This is a genomic window from Bacillus sp. FSL R12-0074, assembly GCF_038005725.1.
GTDB classification, from domain to species: domain Bacteria; phylum Bacillota; class Bacilli; order Bacillales; family Bacillaceae_G; genus Bacillus_A; species Bacillus_A mycoides.
The window spans coordinates 1666433-1685472 of record NZ_JBBOTR010000001.1; the positions used below are offsets into that span (position 1 = coordinate 1666433).

General features: G+C 36.3%; 15 protein-coding genes and 5 pseudogenes. 17 read left to right on the top strand and 3 right to left on the bottom strand.

What is annotated here, in order from left to right; translation table 11 throughout:
• The first annotated feature begins 16 nt into the window (after positions 1 to 16).
• From fliF to NSS97_RS08765, 15 genes and pseudogenes are all read left to right on the top strand, one after another.
• A complete protein-coding gene (gene fliF, locus NSS97_RS08695; RefSeq protein ID WP_341112205.1) occupies positions 17 to 1591 on the top strand; it encodes a flagellar basal-body MS-ring/collar protein FliF in 1575 nt (524 codons plus the stop codon).
• 16 nt (positions 1592 to 1607) lie between these two features.
• Entirely contained in the window at positions 1608 to 2612 is a 1005-nt protein-coding gene (locus tag NSS97_RS08700) for a flagellar motor switch protein FliG (RefSeq protein ID WP_002193142.1), read from the top strand.
• A complete protein-coding gene (locus tag NSS97_RS08705) occupies positions 2599 to 3285 on the top strand; it encodes a FliH/SctL family protein (protein ID WP_044441452.1) in 687 nt (228 codons plus the stop codon). The genes NSS97_RS08700 and NSS97_RS08705 overlap by 14 nt, the downstream gene beginning before the upstream one ends.
• Positions 3282 to 4586: a FliI/YscN family ATPase gene (locus NSS97_RS08710; RefSeq protein ID WP_107887773.1), complete on the top strand. Its 1305-nt coding sequence runs from the start codon at positions 3282 to 3284 to the stop codon at positions 4584 to 4586. Before NSS97_RS08705 ends, NSS97_RS08710 begins: the two co-directional genes overlap by 4 nt.
• Positions 4587 to 4701: 115 nt before the next feature.
• Entirely contained in the window at positions 4702 to 5112 is a 411-nt protein-coding gene (locus tag NSS97_RS08715; protein ID WP_002193139.1) for a hypothetical protein, read from the top strand.
• A 1-nt stretch (position 5113) separates the two neighbouring features.
• Positions 5114 to 6238, top strand: a complete 1125-nt coding sequence (locus NSS97_RS08720) for a flagellar hook-length control protein FliK (protein WP_107887772.1) — start codon at positions 5114 to 5116, stop codon at positions 6236 to 6238.
• A 3-nt stretch (positions 6239 to 6241) separates the two neighbouring features.
• Positions 6242 to 6820 carry a flagellar hook capping FlgD N-terminal domain-containing protein gene (locus tag NSS97_RS08725; protein WP_107887771.1) on the top strand — a complete coding sequence of 193 codons (579 nt, stop codon included), beginning with the start codon at positions 6242 to 6244 and terminating at the stop codon, positions 6818 to 6820.
• Between the two features lie 17 nt (positions 6821 to 6837).
• Positions 6838 to 8104: pseudogene (gene flgE / locus NSS97_RS08730) on the top strand (flagellar hook protein FlgE).
• Between the two features lie 49 nt (positions 8105 to 8153).
• Positions 8154 to 8489 (top strand): DUF3964 family protein, encoded by a 336-nt coding sequence (locus NSS97_RS08735; RefSeq protein ID WP_002030948.1) that lies wholly within the window; start codon positions 8154 to 8156, stop codon positions 8487 to 8489.
• A gap of 424 nt (positions 8490 to 8913) precedes the next feature.
• A complete protein-coding gene (locus NSS97_RS08740) occupies positions 8914 to 9399 on the top strand; it encodes a hypothetical protein (RefSeq protein WP_044441464.1) in 486 nt (161 codons plus the stop codon).
• A gap of 141 nt (positions 9400 to 9540) precedes the next feature.
• On the top strand, positions 9541 to 10449 hold the full coding sequence (locus NSS97_RS08745; protein WP_044441466.1) for a chemotaxis protein: 909 nt from the start codon (positions 9541 to 9543) through the stop codon (positions 10447 to 10449).
• Positions 10450 to 10996: 547 nt separating this feature from the next.
• Entirely contained in the window at positions 10997 to 11944 is a 948-nt protein-coding gene (locus NSS97_RS08750) for a DNA-binding domain-containing protein (RefSeq protein ID WP_044441468.1), read from the top strand.
• A gap of 222 nt (positions 11945 to 12166) precedes the next feature.
• A pseudogene (locus tag NSS97_RS08755) lies at positions 12167 to 13098 on the top strand (spore germination protein); the annotation flags it as partial.
• Between the two features lie 101 nt (positions 13099 to 13199).
• Entirely contained in the window at positions 13200 to 13400 is a 201-nt protein-coding gene (locus tag NSS97_RS08760; RefSeq protein WP_003188425.1) for a Ger(x)C family spore germination C-terminal domain-containing protein, read from the top strand.
• A gap of 185 nt (positions 13401 to 13585) precedes the next feature.
• Entirely contained in the window at positions 13586 to 14362 is a 777-nt protein-coding gene (locus NSS97_RS08765; protein WP_003188427.1) for a TerC family protein, read from the top strand.
• A gap of 193 nt (positions 14363 to 14555) precedes the next feature.
• Here the strand turns inward: NSS97_RS08765 and NSS97_RS08770 are convergent.
• Both NSS97_RS08770 and NSS97_RS08775 read right to left on the bottom strand, forming a co-directional pair.
• Positions 14556 to 14747 (bottom strand): annotated as a pseudogene (locus tag NSS97_RS08770) (flagellin); the annotation flags it as partial.
• A 256-nt stretch (positions 14748 to 15003) separates the two neighbouring features.
• Positions 15004 to 15684 (bottom strand): annotated as a pseudogene (locus tag NSS97_RS08775) (flagellin); the annotation flags it as partial.
• A gap of 518 nt (positions 15685 to 16202) precedes the next feature.
• Here NSS97_RS08775 and ltrA point away from each other — a divergent pair.
• Positions 16203 to 17507, top strand: a complete 1305-nt coding sequence (gene ltrA, locus NSS97_RS08780; RefSeq protein WP_061674703.1) for a group II intron reverse transcriptase/maturase — start codon at positions 16203 to 16205, stop codon at positions 17505 to 17507.
• Between the two features lie 147 nt (positions 17508 to 17654).
• Here ltrA and NSS97_RS08785 read toward each other — a convergent pair.
• Positions 17655 to 17939, bottom strand: a pseudogene (locus NSS97_RS08785) (flagellin N-terminal helical domain-containing protein); the annotation flags it as partial.
• A gap of 246 nt (positions 17940 to 18185) precedes the next feature.
• Between NSS97_RS08785 and NSS97_RS08790 the strand changes: the two are divergent.
• Positions 18186 to 18974, top strand: coding sequence for a transglycosylase SLT domain-containing protein (locus NSS97_RS08790; RefSeq protein WP_107887765.1), 789 nt, complete (start codon positions 18186 to 18188; stop codon positions 18972 to 18974).
• Positions 18975 to 19040: the final 66 nt, after the last annotated feature.

The window sequence follows — 19040 nt, forward strand, 5'->3', positions numbered from 1 at the left end:
GGACGGGTGTGTTTAAATGGAAAAGATAAAAAATATTTTCCAATCGTTGAAAACGTGGCATAAGTTAGTAATTGGTGCTGCGCTCTTAGCGATTGTAACAGGAGCACTTTTATACTTCACCTTGCCAGATAAATATGTTGTTGTATATCAAAATTTAAACGATACAGATAAGCAAGAGATTACAGCAGAATTATCGAAGCTAGGTGTTGATTACCAATTAGCAGCCGATGGTTCGATTCGAGTGCAAAAGAACGATGCTCCATGGGTTCGAAAAGAAATGAATGGAATGGGCTTACCGTTTAATTCAAAAAGCGGTGAGGAAATTTTATTAGAAAGCTCGCTCGGTTCAAGTGAGCAAGATAAGAAAATGAAGCAGATTGTCGGTACGAAAAAGCAATTGGAGCAAGATATTGTACGAAACTTTGCGACAATTGAAACGGCAAATGTTCAAATTACATTACCTGAAAAAGAAACCATTTTCGATGAAGAAAAGGCAAAGGGAACAGCAGCAATTACTATTGGTGTGAAACGTGGACAACTATTAACAGCTGATCAAGTTGCGGGTATACAGCAAATGATTAGTGCAGCCGTTCCGGGTGTGAAAGCAGAAGAAGTAAGTGTTATTGATAGTAAAAAAGGTGTTATCTCAAAAGGAGCAGATGCAGCGCAATCTACTAGTTCCTCTTCTTATGAAAAAGAAGTTGAGATGCAACAACAAATTGAAGGCAAATTAAAGCAAGGTATTGATGCGACGTTAATGACGATGTTTAAGCCAAATGAATATAAAGTGAATACGAAAGTCTCTGTAAATTATGATGAAGTTACACGTCAGTCAGAAAAATATGGGGATAAAGGTGTACTTCGCAGTAAACAAGAGCAAGAGGAAAGCTCTACTGCGCAAGAAGGGGCGGATACGAAGCCAAGTGCTGGTATTACAGCGAATGGTGAAGTGCCAAACTACGGTACGAACAATAATCAAAATGGTAAAATCGTCTACGATAATAAAAATGGTAACAAAGTTGAAAATTATGAAATAGATAAAACAGTTGAAACGATTAAGAAACATCCAGAATTAACGAAAACAAATGTTGTTGTATGGGTAGATACTGATACGTTAGTAAAACGAAGAATTGATATGACGACGTTTAAAGAAGCAATAGGTACAGCAGCTGGACTTCAAGCTGATCCGAACGGAAACTTTATAAATGGTCAAGTTAACGTTGTAACTGTTCAGTTTGATCAACCGAAAGTAGAGAAAGAACCAGAAGAAAGTGGTATTAATTGGTGGTTATTCGGTGGAATTACAGGTGGATTGTTAGCGCTTGGTGGCCTATTATTATGGTTCTTCTTAGCAAGACGTAAGAAAAAGAAAGAAGAAGAGGAATATGATGAATACTTAGCAGAAGAGGAAGTTGCTGCTAGTAGTGAAAGCATTATGGAAATTCCTGAAGAGAAAATAGTACCAGAGCCAAGAAAAGAACCAGAACCAGTAGAACCGACAGAACCTACATTAGATGACCAAGTGCAGGAAGCTACGAGAGAGCATGTAGAAGGTACTGCAAAAGTTATTAAAAAATGGCTAAACGGATAGTAAGGGAGGAAAAACAATGTTAGATGAAATCTCCTCCAAAGAAAAAGCTGCCATCCTCATTCGTACATTAGACGAAGAGGTGGCAGCAAAAGTCATTGAATATATGACGGCTGAGGAAAAAGAAGTGTTACTTCGTGAAATTGCGAAGTTTCGTGTATATAAAGCAGAAACGTTAGAAAATGTACTAGGGGAGTTTCTGTATGAACTAAATGTAAAAGAATTGAATTTAGTGACCCCAGATAAAGAATACATTCGTCGTATATTTAGAAATATGCCAGAAGACGATTTGGAAAAATTATTAGAAGACCTTTGGTACAATAAAGATAATCCGTTTGAATTCTTAAATTCACTAACAGATTTAGAGCCACTTCTTACAGTGCTTAATGATGAATCGCCACAAACGATAGCAATTATTGCTTCTTATATTAAGCCTCAATTAGCATCTCAATTAATTGAGAGATTACCAGATCATAAGCGTGTAGAAACGGTAATGGGCATTGCGAAGCTAGAGCAAGTAGATAGTGAATTAATTAATCAAATTGGTGAGTTATTAAAAGCAAAATTAAATAATATGGCATTTAGTGCTATTAATAAAACAGATGGCTTGAAAACGATTGTGAACATTTTAAATAATGTTTCACGAGGCGTTGAAAAAACAGTCTTTCAAAAGCTCGATGAAGTTGATTATGAGTTATCTGAGAAAATTAAAGAAAATATGTTTGTCTTTGAAGACTTACTTGGTCTTGAAGATCTTGCACTTCGCCGTGTATTAGAGGAAATTACAGACAACGGTGTTATTGCGAAAGCAATTAAAATTGCAAAAGAAGAAATTAAAGAGAAATTATTTACATGTATGTCTTCAAACCGTAAAGAGATGATTTTAGAAGAGTTAGATGGCTTAGGACCGCTTAAGATGACGGAAGCTGAAAAAGCGCAGCAAACGATTACAGGTACAGTGAAAAAGCTAGAGAAAGAAGGAAGAGTTATCATTCAAAGAGGTGAAGATGATGTCCTTATTTAAAAACAGAATTCCGAAGAATTCTGTTTCTTTTTCTGAGGAAACGTATGAATTACAGTTTCCAAAGCCAATACCAGTTCACACTGAAGGGGAAATACAAGTAGATCATGCAGAACTTCTTGCGCAGCAAGATGCATTGCATATTGAAATGAATCAGCTAAGGCAGCATCAACAAACGTTAGAACGAGAGCATCAGCAGTTGTTGCAGGCTAAAGAAGAGTTTCAAATGCATATTCATGAACAAATGGAACAGATGGAAGCAGCGCGTATGCAGTTTCAAAAGGAGCAACAAGAAACGGCATACGAATGGACTGAGTTATTATGGAATCAATCTTTTCAATTAGCAGAAAAAATTGTGAATCAAGCGGTAGATTCACGAGTATTAGACGTTCTGCCAATATTAACAGGTATCGTTCAAACTTTGCCTACTTCATTTGAAAAGTTAATTATAACGGTTCATCCAGAAACATTTGAGCGTATACAAGAAGAGAAGGAAAATACGAAAGAGTATTGGTTGCTACAATTAGTAGAATGGAAGTATGATTTTTCTTTACAGTTTGGCGAATTTGTTTTGGAAGAAGAGAAGGAGTTCTTTGAATTTAAATTTGCACCTATATTTGCGAAACTTCGTCATAAATGGGAAGAAGAAAAGTTGTTTGAGGAGCAAAACGTATGAACAATAAGCTCATGAACGAACATAATAAATGGAATACGTTTATTGAAACGCCGTTTTATACGAAATTTGGCAAAGTTCATAGTGTACAAGAGCAGTTTTTTGTAGCGAAAGGTCCGAAAGCGAAGATTGGAGATGTTTGTCTCGTTGGAGAACATAGCGTCTTATGTGAAGTTATTGCAATTGAAAAAGAAAACAATATGTTACTCCCATTTGAACAGACAGAAAAAGTGTGTTACGGAGATTCAGTTACATTAATTGCAGAAGATGTCGTTGTGCCCCGTGGTAATCATTTGCTTGGCAAAGTGTTAAGTGCAAATGGAGAAGTGTTAAATGAAGATGCTGAAAATATTCCAGTACAAAAAATAAAATTAGATGCACCGCCGATTCATGCATTTGAGCGTGAAGAAATTACAGATGCATTTGAAACGGGAATTAAATCGATTGATTCTATGTTAACGATTGGAATCGGTCAAAAGATTGGTATTTTCGCTGGATCAGGTGTTGGGAAATCTACATTACTTGGAATGATTGCAAAAAACGCAAAAGCTGATATTAATGTTATTAGTTTAGTAGGTGAGCGTGGCCGGGAAGTAAAAGACTTTATTCGAAAAGAATTAGGCGAAGAAGGCATGAAAAAAAGCGTCGTTGTTGTAGCGACATCAGATGAAAGTCACCTTATGCAACTTCGTGCGGCAAAGCTTGCTACATCTATTGCTGAATATTTCCGTGACCAAGGAAATAATGTATTACTTATGATGGATTCGGTTACTCGTTTTGCTGATGCTCGCCGAAGTGTTGACATTGCAGTCAAAGAATTACCAATTGGTGGTAAAACACTGTTAATGGAAAGTTATATGAAAAAGTTATTAGAGCGATCCGGAAAAGCACAAAAAGGGGCAATAACAGGTATTTATACAGTGCTAGTTGATGGTGACGATTTAAATGGTCCTGTACCAGATTTAGCTCGTGGTATTTTAGATGGACATATTGTATTAAAACGTGAGCTCGCAACTCTTAGTCATTACCCTGCCATTTCTGTACTAGATTCGGTTAGTAGGATTATGGAAGAAATCGTATCGCCGAATCATTGGCAACTTGCAAATGAAATGAGAAAAATTTTATCTATTTATAAAGAAAATGAATTGTATTTTAAACTAGGAACAATTCAAGAAAATGAAGAAAATGCTTATATTTTTGAATGTAAAAATAAAGTGGAAGCTATAAATATGTTTTTAAAACAAGGTCGAACGGATAGTTTTCATTTTGAAGGTGTTGTCCAAGCAATGCACCATATTGTATAAGATCTCGTCCCTTGAGGTCTTATTTTTTTGTTTTTAATATTTCACAGATTTTTTTGTGAAAAAACTATATAATAGAAAAAGGGAACGTTATAATAGGAAGGGGCTATGAAAACGGGTGGATAAGCAGCAGTACGACACGATAAAATTGCAGATTAATCAAGAGAAAGAACAAATCTTGAAAGAAGTGTACGAACTAACAGCTGAAAAAAGAAAAATAGAACAAAAAAAAGAATATGATCTGTATGTTGTGAAATCACGTAGTAAAGTCGTACAAACTGGGCAACGTATTATGGCTGGTATGCTGTCTTCACATACATTTTCACCTGAAAGAATAGAAGAATGGAATCGGAAAATTAAAAAAACAGAAGGTTTTATTCAAAAAAATGAAAGCCTTTTAGAGCAAATAAAAGAAAAAGAACGTGTCCTTGATGAAATGTATCAAGAAGATTGTAAGAAGCTTGTGGAAGTAAAAGAAAAGTTAGAAGAAAAAATGCTTCTTGATTTAAAAATGTGTATGAACGGATGAGGTGGATGTAGTGATACAATTTGTATTACCGGTGCAACAAAGTTTACCTCCGCAAAAAGAAAAAGGGCTAGAAATAAAATCGAAAAATGAAAATTCTTCATTTGATAATACAATGAGAATTGAAAATAAAAAGCAGCCGAAAACGGAGAAAACGAAACGAGAAGAAGCACCAATAGAAGAGAAAAAAGATTATATTCTTTCTAAAAAATCGGTAACGAAAGAAGAGCCTATTGTTAAGAAAGAAGAAAAAAAAGAGACAGAACAGTTATTATTATCTGTATCTGAGCAAATGGTTGCAATTGAGCAATTACGTGTGCAGTCAGAATTGTTATATCAATACATACAAAAAATACAAGAGTTATATAAAGAATACGGAAATATTAAACTGAACGAATTGCCCGCAGCTGAATTACAGCAATTACAAGAGCTTCTTTCAAACATAAATATTAAAAATGCCATATATTTAGAAGATACAATGCAAATGACGTTAGACAAGGTGACGATGCCAGAGCAGATGTTGCAAGTATTAAAAGTCGTAGAATCAGAAACTTGTAATATTGCAAAGAAACAAGAAGAATTTAAAGACTTAGATGTAGATCTTCCGAAATCAGAGAGTGATGATGTAAAGATAGACTTGCCAGAAGTTGATACATTAAACGATTCGAGTTCTGCGGGTGTGGAGTTATTAAATAAAGCGACCAGTACCGATCAAATAGGAAAATCAAATGGTGGCGCTGAGAAGGTTTCATTGCCTGACTTAGGAAAGAAAATGGAAGCGCAAGTAGAAGCGCTACAAAAATTTGTAGTGAAACAAGAACGCGTTTTATTCCAGCTAAATCCAGAAAAACTTGGTACATTAACTGTGTTTATGAAAAAACATGGAGACCAAATTGATGTTCATGTAGAAATGGAAAAACACGATGCGAAAAAACGTGTTGAAATCATTTTTGATGAATTGAAACTAAAGTTAAAAGAAAAAGAAATCAATATTCAAATTAGCTATTCAGATAAAGATGAAAATCGTAAAGAACAGCGAGAACAAGAGCAAAGGCAAAAACAAAAATTAGCAAATACGAAACATGAGAAACAACAATCAAAAGAATTTGCGGGATTATTGGAGGAATAAAGCGTGCCAACAGTTGGATTAAATACAACGAGTACAAATCATATTCCGTTACAAGCAGGAGCGCAAAAAAGTAATGTACCTGTTAACGGTGTACAATCGCCAGTTCAACAAGCAAATGGAGTTTCAGCAGGAGAGCAAAAGACTCCTGGGGTAATGGGGAAAGATGATTTCCTAAAATTGTTTTTATCGAGTTTCCAGCACCAAGATCCATTTAATGCGATAGATATGAATCAAATGATGAACCAAACAGCGCAGTTATCTCTTATGGAACAAGTACAAAATATGACCAAAGCAGTTGACTCTTTAAGAACGACGATGTATTCGACAGCGCTTGATGGTGGAATGAAGTTTTTAGGAAAGTATGTAAGAGGTATTGACGGTGAAGGGAACAAAGTAACTGGTCAAGTAGAGACAGTTCGCCTTGCAGAAAATAACGATGTACAGCTCGTTATTAATAATAAAGTAGTATCTCTTCGTTTCGTTGAAAGAGTGTCTGATAAACAGATTGGAGATACGAATCCAGAAGATGTAAAGGAAGCCGATCAAAAAGTAGTTGAAGAAGTAAAAACAACAAATTCATAAGGAAGTGTCCATACATTATGATTAAAGCGTTATATACAAGTATTACAGGAATGAATGCAACACAAAATGCATTAAGTGTAACTTCAAATAATATTGCCAATGCACAAACAGTTGGTTATAAAAAACAAAAAGCAATGTTTGATGATTTATTATACAACAATTCAATTGGTGCAAAAGGTGATGATAGATACGCAGGGACGAACCCTAAAAGTATCGGTAACGGTGTAAAAATGAGCGGAACGGTGACGGATTATAGCGATGGTACAATTACGTTAACAGGTGGTAAAACACAAGCAGCAATGGAAGGTAATGGTTTCTTCGTTGTAGGTGATTCAAAAGCTGGAAATATGGAATTTACACGTAAAGGGACATTTGAAATATCTTCAGATTACTATATTACGAATATAGAAGGTCAATATGTATTCGCTTATCCAGCAGATCCATCAACTGGTAATGTTGACTTATCTGGTATCCCGGGACCATTGCAAATTCCAATGGGATCAGCAATCGGTGGTATTCGAACATCAAAAGGAGTCGTTGGAGGGAATATTCCAGCCGATGCAAAACAAATTACGCAAGAATTGCCTGTATACGATGATGCCGGTAATACATGGACAATGCGCGTGGAGTTTACACAAACTAGTGAACATAATTATAAATATACAGTAAAGATGCGTAACGACTCGAAGAAAGAAACAACGTTTAATGAGGTTCAAGGCGCAGGTGGTGATATGACGTTTGATGCAGTAGGAAAGCCAAATCAGCAAAATCCTGGAGCATCTATTCCATTTAATGGCGGCACAGTAAATTTAGATTGGAGCATCTATTCCATTTAATGGCGGCACAGTAAATTTAGATTTTAGTAAACTAACAAACCATCCGACAGAAAAAACATTAGCAGTAACAAACGTAGATGGTAGAGCAGCAGCGACTGTTAAAGATTGTTTTATTGCTGACGGTGGATATTTGATGGTGAAATATTCTGATGGAAGTATGAAAGCTGCGGGTCAATTAGCTGTTGCAATGTTCCCGAACGAAGGCGGCTTAATGAAAACTGGTAATGGTAACTATACAGCGACAAATACAACGGGTATTTTAGCAATGGGTGTATCTGGTCAAAATGGTGCAGGAAAAGTACGCGGTAGTGCACAAGAAGGTGCAAACGTAGATTTATCTGTAGAATTCGTTGATTTAATGTTATACCAACGCGGATTCCAAGGAAATGCGAAAGTAATCAAAATTTCAGATGAAGTATTAAATGAAGTTGTGAACTTAATTCGATAATAAATCGTAAAGAAAAATTGTAACGTAGTAGGAAGGGTTTTATATTCGTATGACAAGACAAGAGCGAATTTTACAATTGCCTTTTTTCGAAAATAAACGTGAGCTTGCTGAGCAAATGTTAAAAATAGAACGAGAAGAGCATGTATATTTACCAGATCAATTTGAAATCAAACAAGTGCCTCCATATTCGTTTGGTGAAAAACAAGCAATCATTGGCCGTATACACGAGTTTTACTTCGTAAGTATTGGTAGTAGTGGTGTTTGGAAGTATCAACTGTTTAAAGATGAGATGAAGTGCCGTGAGTTTTTTGTTATGTTGCCGGATATTACGGATCAGCAGCTTGCTTTTTGGTTCAATAACATTGAGTTGTTGAAAGGGGCTTAAAAGATTTTTTTTAGGTTTTGAGAGAGGGCCTAGCGATGAGTAGTAGCGGTCAGTGCCTATGAGTGGTTCGTGCATTGTGAGACCAGAGATATGGAGAGGTACTAGGTTAGCTTAAGATGTGTGAACCGATAGTTTAGATGAATAACGATTATAGTTGTATTCATTTAAAGTTTTGAGAGAGGGCCCAGCGATGTTTAGTAGCCGTCAGTGCTTATGAGTGGCTCGTATGTTGTAAGACTAGAGATATGTAGTGGTTTTAAGGTAGTTGGAGAGGCTGGAATCCAAGTGTTTAGGTGGTGCCTCTTCGCTCTTTGAAGATATAGGGCCTATGAGCAGTGATTTGAAATAGATATAGATTAATTTAAGATAGTTGTGCTATGTTGTACAATTAGACTAAATTTATATAAAAGGAGAGGTGAGGAGGATGGCGCAGAATAAGTATCGCGTTACATTCATTTCGCCAAGTGAGGTTGAGCAACGTACTGTAATGATGGCGAGTAGTTTGCCTAATTTAATACGTCAAGTAGAGAGTATTATTGCAGATCTGAACGGTTATTTTGTAAATGATAAAAAGAATAATTGCTATTTTAAAGTGATTAAAGAAAATGTTACGTTTATTCAATATGAGTTACTATTTTCGGGTAAGGAAATTCACATTGAAAAGTTAAAACATATAGCACCGGCGGTATTGAAACAATTATTTGAAAAAATAAACGATCCGGAATTATATGCACTTGCACTTCTTGATGTCGATATAGCGACAAAGGAATATGTGCTAGGAGAAATGAATCCAGAGCTTAGAGTGAGAGTGGAAACAGAGCTTTCGAAAAAATGGGAAGCGATGCCGACAGAAATTGTAGGAGCGCAAGAAGTGTTACTAGAAGCACTTGCTTCGTTTATACAAGATTAAGCTTTACCAGTGTTTTTATTATTTTAAAACGGCAAGGCTCACGCAACTATCTATATTTTTCATATAGGTAGTTGACTTTTGGATGTTATTAAAGCTTAATAATTAAATATACGGAATTAATGAAAGGGGAGCGAAACCTTTATGTCACAAGCACAAAGTATTTTATTAGAAAGTGGAACAAACGAATTAGAAATCGTAACTTATACTGTGGGTGAAAATTTATTTAGTATCAATGTAATGAAAGTGCGTGAAATTATTAATCCATTCCCTGTTACAACTGTGCCGGAATCCCATCATGCAGTTGAAGGTGTTGTTCAAGTACGTGGCGAAATTTTACCTGTTATTAACTTAGCGACAGCTCTTAATTTAAAATCTACAAAGCCACTTGATCAAACGAAATTTATTATCTCGGAATTAAACCAAATGAAAGTTATCTTCCGTGTTGATGAAGTACATCGTATTCAACGCATTTCTTGGGAACAAATTGATGAGCCAGCTTCATTATCTATGGGACTAGAAGAAACGACGTCTGGAATTGTAAAACTAGATGGGAAAATTATCTTATTGTTAGATTATGAAAAAATTGTTTGCGAAATTAGTAACAGTGGTTATGACAATAAAACACTTTCAGGATTAGAGCAAAAAACAGATCGAGCTGAAAAGGTTATTTATATTGCGGAAGATTCAGCGATGCTTCGCCAAATACTAGAAGAAACATTATCAACAGCTGGATATACGAAAATGAATTTTTTCAGCAATGGTGCAGAAGCGTTAGCGCAAATTGAAAAACTAGCAAAAGAGCAAGATGAAAAAATGTTTGAACATATTCATCTGCTTATTACAGATATTGAAATGCCGAAAATGGATGGACATCATTTAACGAGGGTGATTAAGGATAGTGAAGTGATGAATCATTTACCTGTTATTATTTTCTCTTCTTTAATTACGAATGAGCTGTTCCATAAAGGTGAGGCTGTAGGAGCAAATGCTCAAGTGAGTAAGCCGGATATTCAAGAGTTAATTGGTTTGGTTGATAAGTTAGTGTTATAAAAAAGCTTTTTAGTTGGAAGAGGGAACTATCCTGTAGTACAGGGTGGTTCTTCTTTTTTGTTCCATTTATGTAAAGAAAGAATGAGGGAGTGTTTCAAATTATAGTCACGGTTTTATTTGAAAGCGTCTTCTTGACTGGGGAATTGATTCTAGGACGTTTTTTATTATTTAATATGTAGAAATATTGAAATTGCTGTGTGTAGTTCAATTTAATTTTCATCCTGTATTCCCTACTTTTAGTATAAAGGTGAGTTTTTTATTTGGAAATATAGTGGTGAAATTACGTGATGGCGCAAATTTCCGGTGGAATTATATTGGAAATACCATATGATATAATCGGATAGATTCCTACTAATACCACTTTATACTATTTATATATATATTTTCTAAAAAGTTTTTCTATTGTTTTTTGATTTTTTTTGTTGATTTATCATTTGACGGACAATTTCGAAATGCTATAATGTTGATATGTAAAAATTTCTATTTTCTTGAAAGACATGGGGGTCATATGAGAATTGTGAAAGAATGAGGGGGAGTGACACGTATTATGTATCACCACACAGCAATCAATGTATTAAGTCTTTTAAAAAAAATGTCAAATGATAAAATGAACGATACGAAGTTGGGAGCGGAATTTCAAAAAATAGAGAAACAATTCCGCATAGAGTATGAAGAGCTAATAGATTTATATAATAGAATGGTATTATTTCAAATAGATATAGAGAAAAATGGTGGTATACGAGCCTACGAAAAATCAACGATTACATGGCTGAAGTCTGAACTAGAATTACTTTATGAAGTGTATCAATTTTGTCAACGTCACGGGTTAAACATCGCAAATATTTCAAAATATATTAGTAAAAATGAACTGAATCTTTTTCAAAAAACGGAAAGTCAATTGCAAAACACATATTATAAATTGAAGAAACAAGAGATACCGTTTGAAAATATTGAAAAACAAAAACCTGGGCGGAAACGTAAATATACATTTGCAAAAGAAACAACTTCTAAGATGAAACAGGAGAGAAAACAGGAAGTAATCGAAGAAGTTCAAAATGAAGCAGATGAAAAAAAACTCGTAACAGTTATATCTGGAATTGTTGATAATTTTGAAACAATTAATCAACATGGTGAAGAAAAAGAAGGTGAATTACATAAGTTTATGAAAGGGATTTATAAACTTTCTAGCATGGCCGCAGAGCGTTCAAAAGATGAAAAAAACACACGTGGTCTTGAGGGTGAATTACAGTTACTACGAGCTGAAAATGATAAGTTAATACGAGAAAAAGAAGAACTCATTTACGATATTAAAGATTTAACGCAGTATCTGATTCATTTCATAACTAGCTCTGATATTGATCAACTTCGTACGTTACCGACTTTCGTAAAATGTTGTAAAAAAGATTTAAATAAACTTGGATTATATAACGCACAAGACGGTAAAATGAAAATAATGGTCGACCGTAGAGGGCAAGTTATGACAGTAATACCTTAAATATAGGATACAAAAAAGAACCTGTTTCTAAAAATCGTCAAAAACGATCTTTTGGAGACAGGTTTCTTATTTACTTTTATATTGTGAAAATATGTAAGTTTAAATAATTAACTGCTCATAATAAAAAAACATAGATTCTTCATAACCTAAAGAAGAGTATATGTCTTTAAGTATTCATCCATAATAACCCATATGAAACACAACAACGAAAAAGGTGAATGTATGGATTCTTTTCATAAATGGTTACGAGGTGAAAAATCTTTTTCTACGCAGGAACAAGCTGACATTGTAATAAACGGTTCGGTTTCTTCTATGTCTTATAAACCTAGAGCAATTGTCCAAACTATTTAGCGGAATTCCAGAGCTAGTTATAAGAAGTTTTCCGTTGAAAAGCGGACAAAGAGTCACGCTCGTGTATATGGAGGGGTTAGTAGACAAAAATGTCATTAATACGGATGTTCTACGACCTCTCTTATTTCAAGAATGGAATGAAAAAGATTTTTGGGAGTCTTCAATTTCTATTGGGCAGATTAAGAAGGTAAAAAAATGATTAGAAATCAAATAGGCTATTTTACATGGTAAAAGCATTTTGCTTATAGATGGTCAGTACACAGCGTTAGAGTTAGACACGCAGGGGCACCTAAGAGGAGTATTCAGGAACCAACAACTGAAACTTCATTAAAAAGTTCACACGAAGGTTTTACGGAAGTAGCGAGCGAGAGTATTGCCTTCATTCGCTGATATATTCCAAATCGTGAATTGAAGGTGAAAGAGTTCACTGTTGGAGATCGGGCAAATTCAAAAATTGTTATGCTGTATTTAGCAGATGTTACAAATGAAACTGTCGTCCACGAAATGGCAAGTCGTATAAAATCAATCAACATTGATGCTATTCTCAGTACCGGTACATTAGAGGGACTCGTTGAAGATAATTCATATACACTATTCCCACAGTTTTCTATAACCGAACGTCCAGATACAACTTCGCATCATATTTTGAAGGGCCGAATTGCGATTGTTCACCAGGTGTGTTAATTGGTCCGATGACTTTTTCATCATTTTTTCAAACGATGGATGATTACAGCTTAAGGATAGCTATAGCATCATTTACATGGCTACTTCGCCTCACGGGATTATTTATTGCGATCTTTGCTTAGGCTCTTTATATTGCTATGATTTCCTTTCATTATGAAGTAATTCTTCTTAAAGATAGTCATTTGATTTATCTATTGCCGAGCGTACATTCGATGTAAATATGAAGAAAGATAAAGGGGAACTAGTTGCACTTATTATGATACAGCTAAATCATGATTTAAATGATCTAATTCATAAAGTACAAAGGCAGAAGCTAGATCCATTTGGATTTGGTGACTATGCACGTACTTTTCAATATGAGCATTGGAAAAAGTCGAAAATGAATGGCCGAATACATTTTCAGAAGCAAGTGTTAAAGTAACGCTGGTATTAAAGATTTTAGAAAGTGGGATTATTAAATGATTTCAACTTATAACAAATAGAGGACAGAAAAGTAACTGTCAAAATGTTTTAGCCATAAGTTTTAGGATTTAATTTGGCTTAATAGGAAATTCTATTGATAGCAAAGCCCTTATCTGATTTTAATTTTAGAAAGGAGAGAAACGGATGGAGTCAATATGGCTAGAGTATGCTTGGGCATTATTAATTCTAATCGGATTAGAAGGTTTGTTATCAGCGGACAATGCCCTTGTACTAGCAGTTATAGCGAAACATTTACCCGAAGAAGAGAAAAAAAGAGCTATAAATTACGGAATCATTATGGCCTTTGTATTTCGATTTGCAGCCCTATTTGCCATTTCATTTATTGCAAATGTTTGGCAAATACAAGCGATAGGAGCAGCCTATCTTCTTTATTTAGGATTGAAGCATGTCATTCAGGCGCAATTCGGAAAAGGCAATCAAAATATTCATAAGGACGATGAAAAGAAAGCGGCAGGTAAAAGCTACTGGTTCACAGTAGGGAAGATTGCATTAGCTGACCTCGCGTTTGCAATTGATTCGATATTAGCTGCGGTTGCTCTTGCTCTGGGGCTTCCGGATTCACCGCTTGACGATTTCGGAGGTATGGATGGAGGACAGTTTATTGTTGTACTTCTTGGAGGGATCGCTGGACTTATTTTAATTAAATTTGCGGCAACTTGGTTTGTTGGGCTTCTTGAGAAACGGCCAGCATTGGAAACAACGGCATATGCGATTGTTGCTTGGGTTGGTGTCAAACTAGCTGTAATTACACTGGCTCATGAGGACATTGGTATTTTAAATCATGATTTTCCGCACAGTACAACTTGGACTTTAATCTTCTATGGAGTATTAGTTGCCATCGCACTAATTGGTTGGTTTGCACCGGGAAATAAGTCAGCCGAAAATAATCCCGAAAGGTAAGTATCATTAACTGTATTTAGCGTTTTAAACATTTGTTCTTTTCTAATTTAAGGAATACGGAGTGAAACTATACTAATTTTTATTCAATATATAGTTTCTTTTTTTACATTAAAGAGAACGATTGGAGTAGAATCATTACTAAAAAAGGTCAGAGCATTATATGTTTTGTCCTTTTAGCACATTATTCGAAAGAATTTGCACTAATTGCAAATCGAACAGCTAAATCACGCATACGAGTCACAATTGTCACATTCGCAGGATTATCAGAAGCAGCATTTAACTTCTTACCAGTCGCTAAACGCTCCATCCCAACATTTATACTCTGCTCATTCTTATATAAAGCTAACTTAGCGTTCATACTTAAAACGTTTGTACTAATACGCATATTGGACACTCCTTATAGATTGATATATGGTCAGTATTCTAACGCTAATAAACGGCTATGAAGAGAAAAAAGGGCTTATGCTCACTTTATCTTTTGGTTTTCATACACAGGACGAGGATAAAATAAGCCCTGATCGCTTCTAAATATGGCTGGAGCTTCTCTCCAGGCTAAAAATAAATCTATTAATCTATTTATATAGAAAAAACAAAACTCTTCGCAAGCAGAGAGGTTTGTTCATGAAACTAACTCAAATGGCTTATTGTAATAATTTAGAAACCATTTGTGGAGTTTGGTTTGCTTGAGAAAGCATGCTGATACCAGCTTCGTTCAAGATTTTGAACTTAGTCATTTCAGACATTTCTTTCGCCATGTCAGCGTCTTCGATTTGAGAAGCAGAAGATGCCATGTTAGAAGCTTGGTTATTTAAGCTTTCTACATTGAAGTCTAGACGGTTTAATGTAGCACCTAAATCAGCACGGCTACCTGCGATAGATGCGATCATACCATCGATAGCTTTAAATGCATAGTTAGCATTATTGATAGCAGTAGTATCATCTTCAGTTCCAGCAGTACCTGCGTTTGTTGCTGAGATAGAAATTTGGTTAAGTTTCTTTTCATTACCTTCTAAATTAGCACTTGTAACATTTGCTAGTTTGATATCGATAGTGCCGTTAATAGCAGGTTTTGTAGTACCAGGATCAGTACCAGTACCAGGATCAGTAACAGGATCAACAACAGGAGCTGCTGATCCTGTTGCAGCAGTTGCTTGTCCATCATCATAACTATGGATTTTAATAGATCCATTATCACCATTTAATAATGTTTTTCCGTTAAACTGAGTGTTTGTTGAAATGTAATCAATTTGATCTCTTAATGCAGAAAATTCTTTTTCTAGTGCACCACGGTTTTCGTTTGTGTTTGTACCGTTGGCAGATTGGCGTGTCCAGATAAGGACACATTATCTAGTTGGTGAAAGTCCAATCGGGAGAATAGACTCCACTCCCGTAGCCTGAGAGGCGCCATGAAGTGAAAGCGACACGGCGAAGCCCTCTGACATCACATGCAAAAGGCATGTGGGCAAATCTCCAGGTTGTAACGTACAGTGAACGTAGACGTAGCCTCGTTACACGCAATTCCGGTGGCTGAGACGGTCGATAACGTGCGAAAGCAGCAAGAACTGACCGAAACGAGTCTGGAACGGCAGTTCTCACCGGCGGGGTATCAGCGGCGACATGGAGAGAAAGATAATGTGGAAACTGGAGAAGCCCTCGACACCCGATGAAGAAACCTCATCGAGGAGACCGTCTCTATAACCGCGATCGGGAAGTGAGAACGGTAGGTGTCAGGGTGGCGGAACGGATCGTAGTACCAGAGATCTGCGTGCAGCAAAACGCGCGGGGAGGGAAGGGTCCGAACCTGTAAATATTTCGTACGACCAAAGGAGGCAAGGGTGCCATGATAAAAACACCTATTACTTTGCAGGAACTAAGGCGACGAATCTATCAAAAGGCGAAGTCTGAACCTACGCATCGGTTTTGGGGAATATTTTCCCACATTACCAAAATAACAACCCTTCATGAAGCATATCAGCAAGCGAGGAAAAACAACGGTGCCCCAGGCATCGACGGGAAAAGTTTCGCTGATATAGAGCTAGAGGGAGTTATGCCGTTTTTAAAGAATATCCAAGCAGAACTACAGGCTGGAACATATCAACCACAAGCTAATCGTAAAGTAGAAATCCCAAAAGAAAACGGAAAAATGCGGACACTACAAATCCCGTGTATACGGGACCGCGTGGTCCAAGGAGCGCTAAAACTCATATTGGAAGCCATCTTTGAAGCTGATTTCTGTTCAAATTCCTACGGATTCCGACCAAAACGCTCTCCACATCAAGCACTGGCAGAAGTGCGACGTAGCATATTGCGCCGGATGACTGTAGTAATCGATGTTGACCTGTCACGCTACTTTGATACAATTCGACACCACATACTTTTGGAGAAAATTGCAAAGCGTGTCCAAGATTCGCAAGTTATGCACCTTGTAAAACAGGTAATCAAGGTGACAGGAAAGATTGGTGTCCCGCAAGGGGGACCATTTTCTCCCCTAGCCGCAAACATCTACCTCAATGAAGTAGATTGGACATTTGATGCCATTCGACGTAAGACAACAGAAAACCATTACGAGGCTGTAAACTATCACCGTTTTGCTGATGATATAGTTATCACTGTAAGCGGACACTCTAGTAAACGTGGATGGGCTGAATTGGCATTGCGACGACTGTGGGAACAATTAAAGCCTTTGGGAGTTGAACTGAATCTGGAGAAGACCCGAGTGGTTAATGTTTTAAAAGGAGAATCCTTCGGATTCCTAGGATTTGATTTGAGGCGAGTACTTAATCGAAATAAGAGTAGATACTTTGTTCTTATTACCCCGAAGAAGAAAGCCTGTACGAAAGTGAAAGCAAAAATCCGAGAATTAATCAGAAACGCAGGCGCCAAGCCTGCACAAGATTTAGTAAAACAAATCAATACTGTACTGATTGGATGGGTGAATTACTTCCGGGTTGGGAATTCTAGTCGAGCTTTTAGTAAAGTACGAGACTATACAGAGATGAAAGTCCGTACGTTATTGACGAGAAGGAAACGGCGACAAAAGCGTAGCATTGGATGGCAGAGATGGAGTAATGAATATCTCTATGGTGTACTAGGACTCTACTGGAACTGGAAAGTTCGTCCTCTCGAAAGCTCGGGAAGATATTGATAAAAGTGTCTGCCATCTGATAGGTCTCATAACCCTTTTGATGAAGTTTATGGGGTGAGCTGCTTGAGGGAAAACTTCACGAGCAGTTCTTATGGGGAGGGGCTGGAGACGGGTCATAACTGATACCGCGCCAGTTCTTTACCCGACAACTGCTAGGTCACGCATACGAAGTAAGATGTTAGATACTGAGTTCATTGCTGAATCAGCTGTACGAATCATAGAGATACCATCTTGTGTATTACGAGATGCAACACCTAATCCGTTTTCTTTTGCACGCATACGAGTAGCGATTGCAAGTCCAGCTGCATCGTCAGCTGCACTGTTAATACGTTTACCGCTTGATAAACGGTTCATAGAAACATTCATTTTGTCTTGGTTTTGACGCATGTATTCTTGCGTACGCATGCTATTAATGTTTGTATTGATTCTCATGTGAAGAACCCCCATTTTTTTATATTGACTTTTCTGTAAATTGAAAAACGGTAATATGCGAAAAAATCGATTTCGAGATTTATTGTAAGCCTTGCTACAAAGGGTGTCAACTAAAAATTCGAATTAATAAATATAAAAAAATAACGGTTTAACAATATAGTCATTTTTTTATTGCAAAGGATTATTGCAAACTTTTTAAAAAAACTCTAATATTAGATTATCTTTGTTTATCGAAAAGGTGATATTATGGTAGTTGGAAATATAGTAAAAGAAGTTCTTGCATATAAAAAAGGACAATTTCAGCAAAAATTAAGTAGTCCGCAGGCGTTCGTTAGTAGTCGTTTTCAAGATCAATTGCAAAGTGAACCTGCGAAGGAGACGAAGGTTGCTCCGCAAACGGCAAAAGTAGAGGATATGAGTCAGCCGGTACAATCTATGAAAATAGAAACGGTTGTTAATAAACCAGAAGAACCTATTAATAAAGTAGTAGTGGAAACGAGTAAGCCTGAGGAGAAAGCTGAAACGAAGAAAGTAGATGAAGTGCAAGTTGCACAAAAAGAGTTTGAGCGACGTTTCCCAGAAACGAAAAATGAGCCTGCTGATACGTGGGGATTAACGAATGAATATAATATTCAGAAAATACGTTCTTCAAATGAAGGTAAGTATGAGGATATTATTGATCGCGTAAGTAATACATATGGAATTCCGAAAACGTTAATTCAAAAAATGATTGAAGTAGAGTCTAATTTTAATCCGAAAACGGTGTCACATGCAGGAGCGATGGGGCTTATGCAGCTTATGCCAGCAAATGTGAAAGAGATGGGTATAAAAAATCCATTTTCACCAGCTGAAAGTATTGAAGGCGGTGTGAAAGAGTTAAGCGGTTATTTAAAGAAAAATAACGGTGATCTCGTACTAGCCCTTGCTTCTTATAATGCTGGTCCTGGTAATGTGAGAAAGTACGGAGGCGTACCACCATTTAAAGAAACGCAAGGATATATAAAGAAAATATTGAATATAGACGTTTCGAAATAAGAAATTTCATTTATATATAAAGTGAAACTTTAATCAGTGGGGGTTTTGTTCATACCCCACTGATTA

Excerpts from the sequence above, each read along its gene's own strand:
- fliF (WP_341112205.1), top strand. The coding sequence starts at position 17 with ATGGAAAAGATAAAAAATATTTTCCAATCGTTGAAAACGTGGCATAAG.
- NSS97_RS08700 (WP_002193142.1), top strand. The coding sequence starts at position 1,608 with ATGTTAGATGAAATCTCCTCCAAAGAAAAAGCTGCCATCCTCATTCGT.
- NSS97_RS08705 (WP_044441452.1), top strand. The coding sequence starts at position 2,599 with ATGTCCTTATTTAAAAACAGAATTCCGAAGAATTCTGTTTCTTTTTCT.
- NSS97_RS08710 (WP_107887773.1), top strand. The coding sequence starts at position 3,282 with ATGAACAATAAGCTCATGAACGAACATAATAAATGGAATACGTTTATT.
- NSS97_RS08735 (WP_002030948.1), top strand. The coding sequence starts at position 8,154 with ATGACAAGACAAGAGCGAATTTTACAATTGCCTTTTTTCGAAAATAAA.
- NSS97_RS08740 (WP_044441464.1), top strand. The coding sequence starts at position 8,914 with ATGGCGCAGAATAAGTATCGCGTTACATTCATTTCGCCAAGTGAGGTT.
- NSS97_RS08745 (WP_044441466.1), top strand. The coding sequence starts at position 9,541 with ATGTCACAAGCACAAAGTATTTTATTAGAAAGTGGAACAAACGAATTA.
- NSS97_RS08750 (WP_044441468.1), top strand. The coding sequence starts at position 10,997 with ATGTATCACCACACAGCAATCAATGTATTAAGTCTTTTAAAAAAAATG.
- NSS97_RS08760 (WP_003188425.1), top strand. The coding sequence starts at position 13,200 with ATGAAGAAAGATAAAGGGGAACTAGTTGCACTTATTATGATACAGCTA.
- NSS97_RS08765 (WP_003188427.1), top strand. The coding sequence starts at position 13,586 with ATGGAGTCAATATGGCTAGAGTATGCTTGGGCATTATTAATTCTAATC.
- ltrA (WP_061674703.1), top strand. The coding sequence starts at position 16,203 with ATGATAAAAACACCTATTACTTTGCAGGAACTAAGGCGACGAATCTAT.
- NSS97_RS08790 (WP_107887765.1), top strand. The coding sequence starts at position 18,186 with ATGGTAGTTGGAAATATAGTAAAAGAAGTTCTTGCATATAAAAAAGGA.